General features: G+C 36.3%; 8 protein-coding genes. All 8 read left to right on the top strand.

What is annotated here, in order from left to right:
- Nucleotides 1-6: 6 nt before the first annotated feature.
- The 8 genes from HC176_RS12860 to HC176_RS12825 all read left to right on the top strand — a co-directional run bounded on the left by HC176_RS12860 (nt 7) and on the right by HC176_RS12825 (nt 15771).
- Nucleotides 7-1410: a sugar porter family MFS transporter gene (locus HC176_RS12860; protein ID WP_167918918.1), complete on the top strand. Its 1404-nt coding sequence runs from the start codon at nt 7-9 to the stop codon at nt 1408-1410.
- A 5-nt stretch (nt 1411-1415) separates the two neighbouring features.
- A complete protein-coding gene (locus HC176_RS12855) occupies nt 1416-2180 on the top strand; it encodes an SGNH/GDSL hydrolase family protein (protein ID WP_209309710.1) in 765 nt (254 codons plus the stop codon).
- Between the two features lie 7 nt (nt 2181-2187).
- The gene (locus HC176_RS12850; RefSeq protein WP_167918916.1) at nt 2188-5028 is read left to right on the top strand and encodes a glycoside hydrolase family 2 TIM barrel-domain containing protein; all 2841 of its coding nucleotides are present in this window, start codon (nt 2188-2190) and stop codon (nt 5026-5028) included.
- A 27-nt stretch (nt 5029-5055) separates the two neighbouring features.
- Nucleotides 5056-8358, top strand: a complete 3303-nt coding sequence (locus HC176_RS12845; RefSeq protein WP_167918914.1) for a DUF5107 domain-containing protein — start codon at nt 5056-5058, stop codon at nt 8356-8358.
- 71 nt (nt 8359-8429) lie between these two features.
- On the top strand, nt 8430-9890 hold the full coding sequence (locus tag HC176_RS12840) for a sulfatase family protein (protein ID WP_209309709.1): 1461 nt from the start codon (nt 8430-8432) through the stop codon (nt 9888-9890).
- A gap of 6 nt (nt 9891-9896) precedes the next feature.
- The gene (locus HC176_RS12835; RefSeq protein ID WP_167918911.1) at nt 9897-11771 is read left to right on the top strand and encodes a sulfatase-like hydrolase/transferase; all 1875 of its coding nucleotides are present in this window, start codon (nt 9897-9899) and stop codon (nt 11769-11771) included.
- Nucleotides 11772-11790: 19 nt separating this feature from the next.
- Nucleotides 11791-14589 (top strand): sugar-binding domain-containing protein, encoded by a 2799-nt coding sequence (locus HC176_RS12830; RefSeq protein ID WP_167918909.1) that lies wholly within the window; start codon nt 11791-11793, stop codon nt 14587-14589.
- Nucleotides 14590-14928: 339 nt separating this feature from the next.
- Nucleotides 14929-15771, top strand: coding sequence for a T9SS type A sorting domain-containing protein (locus HC176_RS12825; protein WP_167918907.1), 843 nt, complete (start codon nt 14929-14931; stop codon nt 15769-15771).
- Nucleotides 15772-15857 lie beyond the last annotated feature (86 nt).

Genomic DNA, 15857 nt, shown 5'->3' with positions numbered 1-15857 from the left:
AACACCATGAATCAAACAAAATTTAATTTCACTTATTTATTATTTCTAGCACTTGTATCTGCTATGGGCGGTTTCCTGTTCGGTTATGACTGGGTAGTGATAGGAGGAGCTAAGCCATTTTACGAGCTCTATTTTGATATTACTTCAGAGCCTACCTTACAAGGATGGGCTATGAGTAGTGCGTTGATTGGTTGCATTTTTGGTGCGGTTATTTCTGGTTTTGTAGCTGATAAATTTGGTCGAAAAATACCGTTGATTTTAGCAGCAGCACTCTTTATTATTTCGGCCTTTGGAACCGGGTATGTTGATAATTTTACGCCTTTTATAATTTATAGATTGATAGGAGGTTTAGGTATTGGTCTGGCTTCTACATTATCGCCAATGTATATAGCAGAAATAGCTCCAGCAAAATATCGAGGTCAGTTTGTGGCTATCAATCAACTCACACTGGTAATTGGGATTTTGGCCGCACAAGTGGCGAATTACTTTATTGCCGAAGCCATTCCCGAAAATAGTACGCCCGAAATGATTTTAAATTCTTGGAACGGACAAACTGGTTGGCGCTGGATGTTTTGGGCAGAGTTAGTGTCGGCTACCTTGTTTTTTGTTTTAATGTTTGTTGTTCCAAAGAGTCCAAGATTTTTAGTAAAGATTAATCAGGGTGAAACAGCTAAAAAAGTGTTGGCAAAAATAGGAGGAGACTTCTATGCTCAAGAAGAATTGAATAGCATCAAGTTGACCTTGAAAGAGAGCGGACATGCGAAAGTTAATATAGCAGATTTAAAATCGGCTAAAATAAAACCCATTTTGGTAATAGGAATCGTACTAGCAATATTTCAGCAGTGGTGTGGCATTAACATCATTTTTAATTATGCCGAGGAAATTTTTACGGCTGCGGGTTATAGTGTAGGTGATATGCTATTTAACATAGTGATTACCGGAAGCGTTAATTTAATTTTCACATTAATTGCCATGCGAACTGTTGATAGCTGGGGTCGTAGAAAACTCATGCTATTAGGGTCTATAGGCTTAGGTGTGGTATATCTTATTTTGGGTGGTGCTTACTTTTTTCAGTTTACGGGGTGGCCAGTACTATTGTTAGTAATTACCGCAATTGCTATTTACGCCATGTCTTTAGCTCCAATTACATGGGTTGTGCTTTCCGAAATTTTCCCGAATAAAATTAGAGGGGTTGCCATGTCTATTGCTACGTTTTCTTTATGGGTAGCGTCGTTTGTTTTAACCTTTACATTCCCAATTTTAAATGATGCTTTAGGAGCTTCAGGAACGTTTTGGGTATATAGTATAATATGTATTGCTGGATTCTTATTTATTAAGTCGAAGTTACCAGAAACCAAAGGTAAAAGCCTTGAGGAAATAGAACTAGAATTGACTAAAGATAAGGAATAGAAACGATGAAAAAAGTATTTGTTACATACATGTTTTTAGGGGTGTTTTTAATCTGTAATGCCTCTAAGTCTTATGCTCAGGATATGGCCAATGAGACGATTGAAGATTGTCCTCATTCAGCACATTATTTAGATAGCTTAAAAACCGAACTTAAAGTAAAATGGCCAAATAACCGCACTATCAATTTAGTCTTTCATGGGCATTCAGTACCTACGGGATATACCACAAGAGGTGTTTTGGATAGGATAAATGCTTACCCGTATCGCACACTAAAAAAGGTTAATGATTTCTATCCGTACTCAGTGGTAAATACTATTACAACGTCCATTGGAGGGGAACAGGCAGAACAAGGCGCTAAGCGTTTTAAAGAGGAAGTTTTAATTTATAAACCAGATGTGCTGTTTATCGATTATGCGCTTAACGATAGAAAAATGGGTGTGGAACGCGCAAAAGTGGCTTGGGAACAAATGATAAAGGAGGCTTTGGAATATGGCACTAAAGTGATTTTATTGACACCTACACCTGATACTAGAGAAGATATTGCATCCAATGAATCGCCGCTAGCAAAACATAGTGAACTCATTCGTGATTTAGCTAATAAATATAAAGTAGGCTTGGTAGATAGCTATGCTTTATTTAAAAAATTGGCAGAAACTGAACCTTTGGAAGGCTACATGTCCCAAAGTAATCATATCAATATGAAAGGGCATCAATTCGTAGCAGATGCTATTTTCGAATATTTTAAAACTTCAAACTGCACAAAGAATTAAACATTATATGAAAGTTTTCAGAAAGTATATCATTCTTTTTTTAGTCGCATCAAGCTTCATTTTGCAAAATTGCAAAAGTGATGAAACTGCTTATATCGATTTATCTGGAACGTGGAGTTTTAAAATCGATTCGCTAGACCAAGGTGAAAAAGAAAAGTGGTTCAAATTGAATTTAGGGGACAGCATCAAATTACCTGGTTCAATGCCCGAAAATGGTAAGGGTAATGATATATCGGTTAAAACCAACTGGACGGGCAACATGTGGAACGATAGTCTTTGGTATAAGTCTGAAGAGATGAAAAAGTACCGACAAGAAGGCAACGTAAAAGTATCGTTTTGGTTAACGCCTGTTAAAGATTATAAAGGGGCTGCTTGGTATCAGAAAAGAATAGCCATTCCACAATCTTGGGAAGGTAAAAACATTGTCTTAAATCTAGAACGTGTGCATTGGGAATCTACAGTTTGGATAGATGACAAGAAACTGGGAATGCAGAATAGTCTGGCTACTGCTCATCACTATAATTTAGGCGAATTAGCAGCAGGAAATCATACTGTTTCCATTCGAGTGGACAACCGAATTAAAGATATCAATGTTGGTTTAGACGCCCATAGTATTTCAGACAACACCCAAACCAATTGGAATGGCATCGTTGGTGAAATATCACTTTCTGCGGTTCCTAAATTGTCTATCGGAAATGTAAAATTATATCCTAACGTCTCTGATAAAACCGTTAGAGTTGTAGCTAGAATTGAAAACGGAACTGGTAAGAACCAAACCGCAGAATTAGTACTTCAAGCCAAAGAAAAATCGGAAAATGGGGAAGCTCTTGAGGTTTTGAAAGAATCAATAGAAATAGGTGATTCCAAAATAATAGAGTTGGAGTACCCAATGGGTGATGCCCCTAAACTATGGGATGAATTTAATCCTGATTTATATGAGATGAATCTGTCTTTAAATTCCGAAAAAAGTGTAGACAAAAGGGTTGAAACTTTCGGTATGCGTGACTTTAAGGCAAGTGGAACAGTTTTTACTATTAATGACCGACCCCTATACCTTAGAGGAACTCTAGAATGTGCCATTTTCCCATTAACGGGATATCCGCCTACAGATGTTGATTCTTGGAAACGGATAATTAGTATTGTTAAAAATCACGGTCTAAACCATATTCGTTTTCATTCTTGGTGTCCGCCCGAAGCTGCATTTCAGGCCGCAGATGAAATGGGGATATATATTCAAGCGGAAGCATCAGCTTGGAAAGCTGGTTTAGGAGATGGAGAGCCTGTGGATTCATGGTTGTATAAAGAAGGTGAGGATATCATTAACGCTTACGGAAACCATCCGTCGTTTGTGCTAATGACTTATGGTAATGAGCCAAGTGGAAAAAACCATAAGCAGTATTTAACAAAGTATGTCAACCATTTTAAAGCATTAGATAACCGCAGATTATATACAAGTGGCGCAGGATATCCGTATCTAGAAAACATGGACTATTATAACAACGCTAGGCCTAGAATTCAAGGATGGAATCAAAATTTAAAAAGTGTTATTAACAAAGAGGCCCCGCAAACCTTATTTGATTATGAGCACTTAATCAAGCAAACACCCATGCCTTACGTAAGCCATGAAATGGGGCAATGGTGTGTGTACCCCAACTTTAAGGAAATGTCGAAATATACAGGGGTTTTAAAACCTAAAAACTTTGAAATTTTTAAGGAATCCTTGGAGGAGAACGGTATGTTAAAATTAGCAGACAGCTTTTTATTGGCATCGGGCAAATTACAAACACTTTGTTACAAAGCAGATATTGAAGCAGCTCTGCGAACCAAAGGAATGGCAGGCTATCAGTTATTGGATTTACATGATTTTCCTGGTCAAGGTACTGCACTAGTGGGCGTTTTAGATGTATTTTGGGATGAAAAAGGATACGTCACTCCTGAAGAATTTAAAGCCTTTAGCGGAAGTACGGTTCCGTTGGCACGTTTATCAAAACGAACATTTAAAAATATAGATACGCTAACCGCTGAAATTGAAATTGCCCATTTTGGAGAGTATCCTATGAATGAAGTGATTCCTAAATGGGAATTAACTAAAACAGATGGTAGTGTGTTCTCTAAAGGAGAATTCGAAAAAATAGATATTCCCATAGGAAATGGTATTCAATTAGGAAAGGTTAATCAACCCTTAAATACCATTACCAAGGCTCAACAACTTATCTTAAGCATTATGGTGGGTGACGCCAAAAATAGTTGGGATGTTTGGGTGTATCCTTCTAAAAAGGAGAATATTGAAAATGAGTCATCTATTAAAGTTGTAACTAAATTGGATGCAAAAACTATCAGTTATTTAGAGAATGGTGGTAATGTACTTTTAAATATCAACAAAGGAGATATAGCTCCAGAAAAAGGAGGAAATATAGGTATTGGTTTTTCAAGTATTTTTTGGAATACCTCATGGACCAATGAACAGAAACCACATACATTAGGAATTCTATGCAATCCAGAACATCCTGCATTAGCTCATTTCCCAACGGAGTACCATTCCGATTGGCAATGGTGGGATGCTATGAGCCATTCCAACGCAATCATTTTTGATGATATACCAGAATTGAATCCTATTGTTCGAGTTGTTGACGACTGGTTTAAAAATAGAAAACTTGCTTTAATTTTTGAAGCACAAGTAGGGAAAGGAAAGCTAATTTTTTCTGGAATTGACTTACATACAGATTTAGATAATAGACTAGAAGCACAACAGCTTTTATACAGTTTAAAAACATATATGACCAGCAAGGATTTTAATCCTAAAATCTCAATAAAAATTAATAAACTAAAGGAAAAGTTAAAATATTAAAAATAAACTAAGCTAAATTATAAGATTATGAAGACAGTAAACGCTTGGCACGAGAAAGTAACCATTCCTACTTATGAAGTAGGAACACCAGAGAAATACCCGGTTTTTTTAGAAAAACGAGTATATCAGGCAAGTAGTGGTTCTGTTTATCCACATCCCGTTATTGAAAAAATCAGTGATGAGAAGGTAGATAAAGAATGGGATGCTATTTTTATTGAAAATGATTATATCAAATTAATGATTTTACCTGCTTTGGGGGGAAGAATCCAAAGAGCGTATGATAAAATTCGTAAACGAGATTTTGTCTATTATAACCATGTCATTAAACCAGCGTTGGTTGGCTTAACAGGACCTTGGATTTCTGGTGGTATTGAGTTTAACTGGCCACAGCACCATCGTCCAAGTACGTACGACCCAACAGATTTTTATATCGAAGACAATGAAGATGGTAGTAAGACCGTTTGGGTAAGTGAGTTAGAGCGTATGTTCCGTACAAAAGGAATGGCTGGTTTTACCTTGCATCCAGATAAGGCTTACATTGAAATTAAAGCCCATTTATACAACAGAACACCGCACCCACAAACTTTTTTATGGTGGGCAAATCCTGCGGTGGCGGTTAACGACCATTACCAGTCGGTTTTTCCACCAGATGTAAATGCTGTATTTGACCATGGTAAGCGTGATGTATCGGAATTTCCAATTGCCAAAGGTGAATACTATAAGGTAGATTATTCTCCTGGTACTGACATTTCTCGATACAAGAATATTCCGGTTCCAACAAGTTATATGGCCATCACTTCTAAATACGATTTTGTTGGTGGTTATGAAAATGATTCAAAAGGTGGATTGCTACATGTTGCAGACCACAATGTGTCTCCTGGAAAAAAACAATGGACTTGGGGTAACGGAGAATTTGGTAAAGCTTGGGATAGAAATTTAACAGATGAAGACGGACCATATATCGAGCTCATGTGTGGGGTTTATACCGATAATCAACCCGATTTCTCATGGATGCATCCCTATGAAGAAAAAAGCTTTAAGCAATATTTTATGCCATATTACAACGTTGGGGTGGTTAAAAATGCGACGAAGGAGGCTTTGGTAAATCTTGAAATGGTGGATGGAAAGGCTCAAGTAAAAGTGTATGTTACTTCTACTTATAACAATTGCGTTATCACTTTAAGTGCCAACGGAAAGGTGTTTCACGAAGAAGTGTTAAACCTTTCACCTGAAGTTGGTTTTGAAGAATTGATAGACATTGGTTCTAACACTTTTGATGATTTACAAATTTCAGTAAATGATAGTCAAGGGAAAGTTTTGGTGGCTTGGGAACCCGATAAGGATTTATCTGATGAAATTCCTGAACCAGCCAAAGCGGCCAAAGACCCTAAGGATATTAATACCATTGAAGGTTTATATTTAAGAGGACTTCATTTAGAGCAATACAGACATGCTACTTTTGTGCCTACAGATTATTACGAAGAGGCCTTAAGAAGAGATCCAAAAGATGTCCGTAACAACAACGCAATGGGGCTTTGGTACATGCGTAAGGGGCAGTTAGAAAAATCTATTTCATATTTCGATACTGCAATTGAAACACTAACAAGTCATAACCCTAATCCGTATGATGGCGAACCTTATTTTAACAAAGGAATGGCTTTAAGCTACTTGGGGAAGAAAGAGGAGGCATATGCTAGTTTCTTTAAAGCTTGTTGGAATGCACAATGGCAAGATGCTGGTTATTTCAACTTAGCACAAATTGATTGCTCTAGAGGCGATTTGGAAAAAGCTATGGATTTGGTTGATAGAGCTTTGATTAAAAACTGGCATAACCATAAGGCCAGACATTTAAAAATTATTTTACTTAGAAAGACAGGTAAAACAGAAGAAGCAAAACAATTAATAGAAGATTCGTTAGCTATTGATAAATTCAATTTTGGAGTGCTTTATGAAAAGTATATTTTGTCTAATGCCAAAGAAGATTTAGAGGCATTCAAGACGATTCTCCGAAATTATGCACACAACTACATTGAGTTTTCTTTAGACTATGCTATGGCAGGTCAATATGACGAAGCTGTAGCCCTATTAAAAGTACATACCGATACCAATACCAAAGTGTATCCAATGGTGTACTATTTTATGGGGTGGTATTTAGACCAAAAAGGCGATGACAGTAGTGCATTAGAGGCCTACAAGAAGGCCTCACAAATGCCGGATACCTATTGTTTTCCAAATAAGATTGAAGAAGTAAAGGCATTGGAATCTGCTTGTAAAGCGAACCCGACCGATGCTAAAGCATTCTACTATCTTGGTAATTTCTGGTATGCCAACAGGCAGTACAAGGAAGCACAAGATTGCTGGGAAACTTCCGTTAAATTAGATGATAGTTTTGCTATTACCCACCGTAACTTAGCATTGCTATACTACAATAAAACCAATAAAAAAGAATTGGCAGTAACCCATTTAGAAAAAGCATTTGAATTGGATAGTTCCGATGCACGATTGCTGATGGAGCTCGACCAATTATACAAAAAGATTAATGTGCCAGTTGAAAAGCGATTAGCATTATTGGAGGAGCATATTGACTTGACTAATTCTAGAGACGATTTGTACCTAGAGCGTATTGCGCTTTATAATTTGAAGGGTGATTTCGAGAAAGCAAAAGCGCTGATTGAACAACGTCAATTCCACCCATGGGAAGGTGGCGAAGGCAAAGTGCCATTCCAATATTTAACAAGTAACATTGAGCTAGCCAAGAAGTATATTTCTGTTAAGAATTATGATGATGCTATTGAGCTTTTAACACAGTCAAAAGACTATCCGCACAATTTAGGAGAAGGTAAGTTGCATGGTACGGTAGAAAACGATATTGACTATTGGCTAGGATGTGCTTACGAAGGTTTGGGGAATGACGAAAAAGCCAAAGCTTATTTTGAATTAGCTTCGGAAGGATTAAGTGACCCGAGTCCAGCGATTTTTTATAACGACCAACAGCCTGATAAAATTTTCTATCAAGGGTTGGCATTACAAAAATTAGGACGTAAAGATGAAGCTAACAAGAGATTTGATAATTTGTTAAAATATGGACAAGACCATATAGACGATAATGTGAAACTGGACTATTTTGCCATATCCTTACCCGATTTATTGATTTGGGAAGAAGATTTGAATGTTATCAATAAAATTCATTGTAACTATATGATTGGCTTAGGGCAATTGGGCAAAGGTAACGATGCTGAGGCAACTGAAGCGTTCACTAAAGTTATTGATACTAATTTATCTCATATTCCAGCGCAGATTCATCAAGCGCTTGTTGGGGTTAAATCTTAACTAAAATTAATTACTTGTATATGAGGGTGTTATATTGTTTTAAGATTATTTTTTTTGGAATCTTCTGCTGTATGCCTTTTAAGGCATATACACAAAGCACCAACCCTAATATCGTCATCATTTATGTTGACGATTTAGGGTACGGTGATATTGGTGTCAATGGAGCCATTGGAGTAGAAACACCACATATTGATACACTTGCTAAAAACGGATTGAACTTTACAGATGCACATTGTTCGGCATCAACCTGTACACCATCAAGATATTCCTTATTAACGGGAAGCTATGCCTTTCGCAATAATGCTGAAATTTTAGAAGGTGATGCACCACTTATAATAAACCCTAATATGGGTACATTACCTAAAATGTTACAAAAAGCCGGTTACAAAACGGGTGTGGTTGGCAAATGGCATTTAGGTCTTGGTAAAGGGAAAATCAATTGGAATGAAAAAATTCCGTTAGGTCCCGAAGAAGTAGGATTTGACTATAGCTTTTTAATTCCAGCTACAGGCGATAGAGTGCCTTGTGTATTTCTTGAAAACCAAAAGGTGGTTGGTTTGGACCCTAACGACCCAATAACAGTAAGCTATGGAACAAGAATTGAAGGCTACCCATGGGGTTTTCAGCGTCCTGAATTGCTAAAACAACATACAGACCCTTACCATCAGGGAGCTATCATTAATGGCATAAGTAGAATTGGTTACATGAAAGGTGGTAAAGATGCTCTTTGGGTGGACGAGAACATCCCTTTTGTCCTAACCGATAAAGCCAATGCTTTCATTAATAATAATACGAACAATCCATTCTTTCTATATTTTGCTTTGCATGATATTCATCAACCACGTATTGCTAATATCAAATTTGTAGAAAGCAGTACCATGGGCCCCCGTGGCGATGTAATTGCTCAAATGGATTGGTGTGTTGGCCAAATTACCGAAGCACTTGAAAAGCAAGGATTATTAGATAATACCTTAATTATTTTTACAAGTGATAACGGTCCTATTCTGGATGATGGCTATTTAGATTATGCCAGAGAATTAGTTGGCGACCATAAACCAGGTGGAGGTTACCGAGGTAGTAAATATTCGGCTTATGAGGCTGGAACGCGTATGCCTACTGTGGTGCATTGGCCAAAAGAAGTAAAACCAGGTGTTAGTAATGCCTTATTGTCACAAGTGGACTTGTATGCCTCATTGGCATCCTTGGTCAATCAAAAGGTAGCTAAAGGCGATGCCGTTGATAGTCAAAACTTTTTAGCCTCTTGGTTAGGGAAATCGGATAAAGGGCGCAAATTTTTACTTGAAGAATCATACACTTATGGTTTTAGAATGGATAATTGGAAATACATCAAACCAAAAGAAGCGCCCGTACCTAATTGGATAGTTCAAAAGTTTGTAGACCCCGGATTTAGACCAGAACCACAATTGTTCAATTTAGCAGAAGACCCATCAGAATCTAAAAACATTGCCAGCAAATATCCCAAGATAGTCGCCAAAATGGAGGCCGAATTAAAAGAAATACTAGAAAAATAAAGTATTATGAGAATAATTTTGTTGACTTTGTGTATGTTAACAATAATGTCGTGCAAAGCGCAAGACAAGCCTAATATTCTTTGGGTAACTATAGAGGATACTTCTCCTCACTTTATAGGTTGTTACGGTAATGAAAATACTAGTACTCCTGTAATAGATAAATTAGCAGAAGAAGGTGTGAAGTTTACAAACGCTTTTTCTACAGGTACAGTATGTGCGGCCAGTAGGTCTACCATAATTACGGGAGTAAGAAGCTTTAAAAAGGGTACAGGGCATCAAAGGAGTCAATATTCAATCCCGGATTTTATTAAAGGCTTTCCTTATTACTTGAAGCAATTGGGGTATTACACAACCAATAATTCTAAAACAGATTATAATATTGCTAACGAAAAAGATTTTGTAAAAGAGGCTTGGGACGAAAGTTCCAACAAAGCCACTTGGAAAAATAGGGCCGAAGGCCAACCCTTCTTTGCTGTATTCAATTTTGCAGAATCGCATCAGTCACGAACCATGTCGTGGACTTTTGAACAGTACCAAAAGCATGTTTGGAATCATTTGCCTGAGGAAGATAAAATTGCTGACGATGCTTTTGATATGCCTCCTTTTTATAACGATACCCCCGAAATGCGTAAGCAATTTGCAAGAGTTTATAATTCCATTAAACTTACCGATAATCGAATAGGGGAATTATTGCAAAAATTAGAAGAAGATGGACTAAAAGACGATACCATTATTTTCTTTTATGCGGATCATGGCGAGGGTATACCAAGGGCAAAAACTAACGGCATAAATTTAGGGTACCGTGTGCCATTTGTGGCGTGGTTTCCTGAAAAATTTAAACATCTATCACCGTGGGAAACAGGAAAGCCAACAAATAAACTTATTAGTTTTGAAGATTTAGGGCCTACAATGATTGATTTGTTAGGAGGTAAAGTGCCAGAATACATGAAAGGACAACGCCTTTTCGACTCAGATTCAAATAATAAAAAAGATTTGTTGTTACTGTCTACAGATAGGGTAGATAATGGATTAGACTTAGTAAGAACCGTAACCGATGGTAAGTTTGTGTATTCCCGAAACTTTATGCCATTTATTCCTGAAGTAAGGTATATCAATTATTTAGAGATTGCTGATATCACAAAACACATGCGTAAAGATTTAAAGCATGGTAAACTTAACGCATTTCAATCTCGGGTTTTTGAGGAGCGCCCCTTTGAAGTGTTATATGATATTGAAAATGACATCTGGGAAACCAATAATTTAGCAGGTAACCCTAAGTATGAGTCTATTATGGATAATATGAGGCAATTTATGGATGCTGAGCTTTTAAAGGCGAAAGACATCATGTTTATGCCAGAATATGAAATGGCTAAACTATCAAAAACGCAAACACCTTATGAGTATAGATTAGATGATAATAAATATAAGTTTGATGAGATATTCAAAGTAGCATCTTTATCTGGTAAAAAAGGAGAAGACATTGCTAAAGCTCAAATAGCATACTTAAAACATGAAAATGCTATAGTGCGTTATTGGGCTAGTATTGGATTAATGTCTCAAGAAAAAACACTTTTACAATCATATCAAAAAGAATTGAATGAAGCGCTTAAGGATGATTATTCTCCCGTAGCTATAACTGTTTCTGCAATCTTATATAGTAAATTTCAAAGTAAAAAGGCTATGGAAGTTTTAAATAACTTCGCTAAAAATGAGGATTGGACTCTGGCTTTAATGTCTATTAATTATATGCTCTATTGTCAAGACAGAACACCGTTTGAGCCTACAATTGAAGCATTACTTCAAAACCAAGACCTTAATTGGCATGTAAAAAGTGCATGCCTTGATTTTGAGGAAAGTCAAAGATTGAAGAAAGAAATTTAAATTAAAAACCAAAGATACCATGAAATTATATCAAACCGTAGTTCTAGTTTTTATGCTCATATTGGGTGCTTGTGCGCCAAAGGTAGATCGAATAGATTTGTCGGGTAAATGGCAGGTAAAATTAGATTCCACAAATGTTGGAAAGCAAGAAAATTGGGCGGGGTCAAAACTAGAAGGAAGAGAAATTAGTTTACCAGGAACTTTAGATGATGCCGAAATAGGAACGCCAAACAAACTTAAGCCAGCTATAAACAATTATGTAATGTCCAATTTAACCCGAAAATATCAGTATATAGGGAAAGCGTGGTATCAAAAAGAAATTGAAATACCCAAAGATTGGAAAGAGAAATCGGTGACATTAAACCTTGAGCGGGTGCTATGGGAATCTACGGTATATATTGATGATATAATAATTGGTACAGCAAATAGCTTAATTGGCGCACATAGTTTTGAAATTCCAGATAATATTTCTGCGGGAAAACATATGCTTACTATTTGTGTAGATAACTCTAACAAATACCCGAACATAAACGTTGCAGGAACACGTTATCCAGATAAAGTAAACCAAGACATGGCTCATGCCTACACCAATCACACACAAATAAAGTGGAATGGTATAATTGGCGATATTTCGCTAAATGCTTCAGACCAGAATAAGCCCAATAATATTCAGGTTTACCCCAAAAAAGATTTAAAAGGATTAAAGGTAACATTCGAACAACCCGTCGCACTTGATGGAGCAGTAGCCTTAAATATTAAAACTATAAATGGGGAAGAAATTTACAGCAAACAATTAGAGGCTTTAAAAGTTTCAAACAATGAATTTTCTATTGAAGTGGATAAGCCGGAAGGCCTTGAGTTATGGGATGAGTTCAACCCCAATTTGTATGAGGTTTCAGTAAAAACAAATACCGGAACGGTTAGCACTACTTTTGGATACAAAGTTGTGGGTAACAATGATGGCGATTTAACCTTAAACGATAAACGTATTTTTTTAAGGGGAAATTTGGAGTGTGTTATATTTCCGCTAACTGGTTATCCGCCAATGCAGAAAGAAGATTGGACAACTCTTATAAAACAAGCAAAAGATTATGGTTTAAATCACTTACGTTTCCATTCATGGTGCCCTCCAAAAGCAGCTTTTGAGGCTGCAGACGAGGCTGGTTTTTACGTTCAGGTAGAACTGCCGCATTGGAGTTTAAAAGTAGGGGAAGACCAAGCCACTAATGCGTTTTTAAAAGCTGAAGCCGATAAAATAATAAAGGATTATGGTAACCATCCATCTTTTATTTTCATGGCGATGGGGAATGAATTGGAAGGTGACGCTGCCTTTCTAAATAGCCTTGTTAAAGATTTGAAACAGAAAGACGATAGGCATTTATATGCAACAACGGCATTTTCGTTCCAAAGGCCAATGGGGACAAGACCCGAACCAGAAGATGAGTACTTTATTGCTCAATGGACCAACAGAGGATGGATTCGAGGACAAGGTGTTTTTAATGACAAACCACCGCATTTTAATGCAGATTATACTTCTGGAGCCGAACACATAGAAATGCCTTTAATTTCTCATGAAATTGGTCAGTATTCTGTATATCCCGATATGAGTGAAATAGAAAAGTATACCGGGGTTTTGGAGCCGCTAAACTTTATAGCGGTAAAACAGGATTTGGAGAAGAAGGGGCTTTTGGATTTAGCTCCGGATTTTACATATAATTCAGGAAAGTTGGCCGCTTTGTTATACAAGGAGGAAATCGAGAGGGCTTTAAAGACACCAAGTTTTGATGGTTTTCAGTTGTTGCAGCTTCAAGATTTTCCTGGGCAAGGAACCGCTTTGGTGGGTTTGTTAAATGCTTTTTGGGAATCGAAAGGCGTTATCTCTGCCGAAGAATTTAGCCAATTTAATAGCGAATTAGTGCCGTTAATTAGATTTGAAAAAGCAGTTTACGAAAACGGAGAGTCTTTTAAAGCTACTATTGAAGTAGCCAATTTTTTCAAAGATATGAAAAACAAAACCATCAATTTTAGCATAACAGATGATGATGGAAAAGAAGTGAAATCTGGCAGTCTAACTAATATTAATCTATCTATAGGAAACAACACAGATTTAGGAGTTATTGATTATACTGTTGAGGCAAAAGAAGCCAGAAAACTAAATATTAGTGTAAGTGTAGCAGAAACAAAATATAAAAACAGTTGGAATATATGGGTGTATCCAAAAACTGTTTCTACAGCTTCAACAGATATCTTAATAACATCTTCTTTTCAAGAGGCTTCAAAAGCATTGCATAAAGGAAAAACCGTGTTGCTAAATCCAGATTATAAAGGACTAAAAGGTACAACAGGACGATTTGTGCCTGTTTTTTGGAGTCCTGTACATTTTCCTGACCAGCCAGCAACAATGGGTGTTATGGTAAATGAAGCGCATCCAGCTTTTAATCATTTTCCAACAAGTTCGCATACCGATTGGCAATGGTGGGATTTATGTATAAAATCAAAATCTGTTATTATAGATTCCTTGAAAGTGACACCGATAGTTCGAGTGATAGATAATTTTGTTACCAACCATCACCTAGCTAATGTTTTCGAAGCTAATGTAGGGCAAGGAAAGCTGGTGTTTTCTGCCATAGATTTAACTACAGATTTGAACAATAGACCAGTAGCGAGACAACTGAGATATAGCTTGCTGGAGTACATGAAAAGCGATAGCTTTAATCCGTCTGAAACAATCCTAATGAAGGACCTAGAACAAGTGAAAATTGAAGGTAAAAGTAGTACGTTTTCAGCAGAAGATGTCTATAGCAGTGGATACAATTAATGATAATAATCATGCCGATATTCACCATTAAAAAACGTTTTTATCTAGTATTTCTATTTTTTGTTTTCGTGAAAGTACCTGAGTAAAATGCTTGTGAATTTATAGATGAAAAAATAAATAATAGAGAGATAAGTTAATACCAACCCTAAATAGAAGGAAAGGAATATGTTAGAAAATGCGTTATTTTATTTAATTATTCTGTTGAAATAATAATAATAAGAGCTAAAATGGTGTCAAAAAAGTAGTATTGTCTATAAAAGCAAAATGTTAGTCCATTTAAATATTGCTTATTAAAATTAATTTTATACAAAACCAATTAACTAATTAAAATTATTTATTATGACAAAAAAAATTACTTTTTCGCTTACAGCATTTATATTTTGCTCTGTTTTAGCTTTTGGGCAAACATTGGTTAACGATTTTGAATCGGGGACTACGGGTATACTTAATATTGGGGGAGGTATAACCACTTCAGTGGTGGCAAACCCTAATACATCAGGCTTGAATACATCGGCCAACTGCTTGGAAATTAAAAGAACAGGAGCCCAATGGTGGGTTTTTCAAGGTATTGATGTTACTGATATGTCAATTTCTTCAAGCGATACTAAATTTTTAAGTATGATGGTTAATTTTCCAGCACAACCAGATTTGGGGGTTCGTTTTGATGCACCTGACGATGCATCAAATGGAACCGAAGTAGTAAGAGCCGTAAATTCGTATACAGATTTTAACCAATGGCAGGAAATTGTCTTTGAAATTAAAGATAGTCCGGCGGCAACAGCATTTACTTTGGGGACTTTATATAGATTGTCAATCCATCCAGATATAGGTTATGAAAATGTGCCGGCAGGTCAAGTATTAAATAATACAGATGCTTTTGGTTACATTGATAATATTCAAATTTTAGATAGCAATCCTTTGTCTACTTCCGATTTAAAGTTTGAGAATAGCGTTTCGTTGTTCCCAAACCCAGTACAATCTACTTTTAAATTAAAAACCCAAAGTAATACAATTGTTGAGAATGTATCGATTTATAATATTTTGGGAAATAAGGTGGCCGAAAACATAATTAGTTTTAATGATAATGAGTATGATATAAGTGGTTTGCAATCTGGAGTTTATGTTGTTGAAATAGCCAATTCTCAAGGGAACACAGCCTTTAAAAGAATCGTTAAGAACTAAAAAAATGAATCTTAATTTGATGGTATAAATACCTAAATAAAAAATAATACATCAAGTTGGTTTAAAATTAAAAAGGAGCAGGCATA

The sequence above is a fragment of the Tamlana crocina genome (assembly GCF_012037625.1).
Note: the sequence above shows the minus strand (reverse complement) of the source record. Positions and strands in the feature narration are given on the sequence as shown.

Coding starts and splice junctions, on each gene's coding strand:
- HC176_RS12860 (WP_167918918.1), top strand. CDS start 7: ATGAATCAAACAAAATTTAATTTCACTTATTTATTATTTCTAGCACTT.
- HC176_RS12855 (WP_209309710.1), top strand. CDS start 1,416: ATGAAAAAAGTATTTGTTACATACATGTTTTTAGGGGTGTTTTTAATC.
- HC176_RS12850 (WP_167918916.1), top strand. CDS start 2,188: ATGAAAGTTTTCAGAAAGTATATCATTCTTTTTTTAGTCGCATCAAGC.
- HC176_RS12845 (WP_167918914.1), top strand. CDS start 5,056: ATGAAGACAGTAAACGCTTGGCACGAGAAAGTAACCATTCCTACTTAT.
- HC176_RS12840 (WP_209309709.1), top strand. CDS start 8,430: ATGCCTTTTAAGGCATATACACAAAGCACCAACCCTAATATCGTCATC.
- HC176_RS12835 (WP_167918911.1), top strand. CDS start 9,897: ATGAGAATAATTTTGTTGACTTTGTGTATGTTAACAATAATGTCGTGC.
- HC176_RS12830 (WP_167918909.1), top strand. CDS start 11,791: ATGAAATTATATCAAACCGTAGTTCTAGTTTTTATGCTCATATTGGGT.
- HC176_RS12825 (WP_167918907.1), top strand. CDS start 14,929: ATGACAAAAAAAATTACTTTTTCGCTTACAGCATTTATATTTTGCTCT.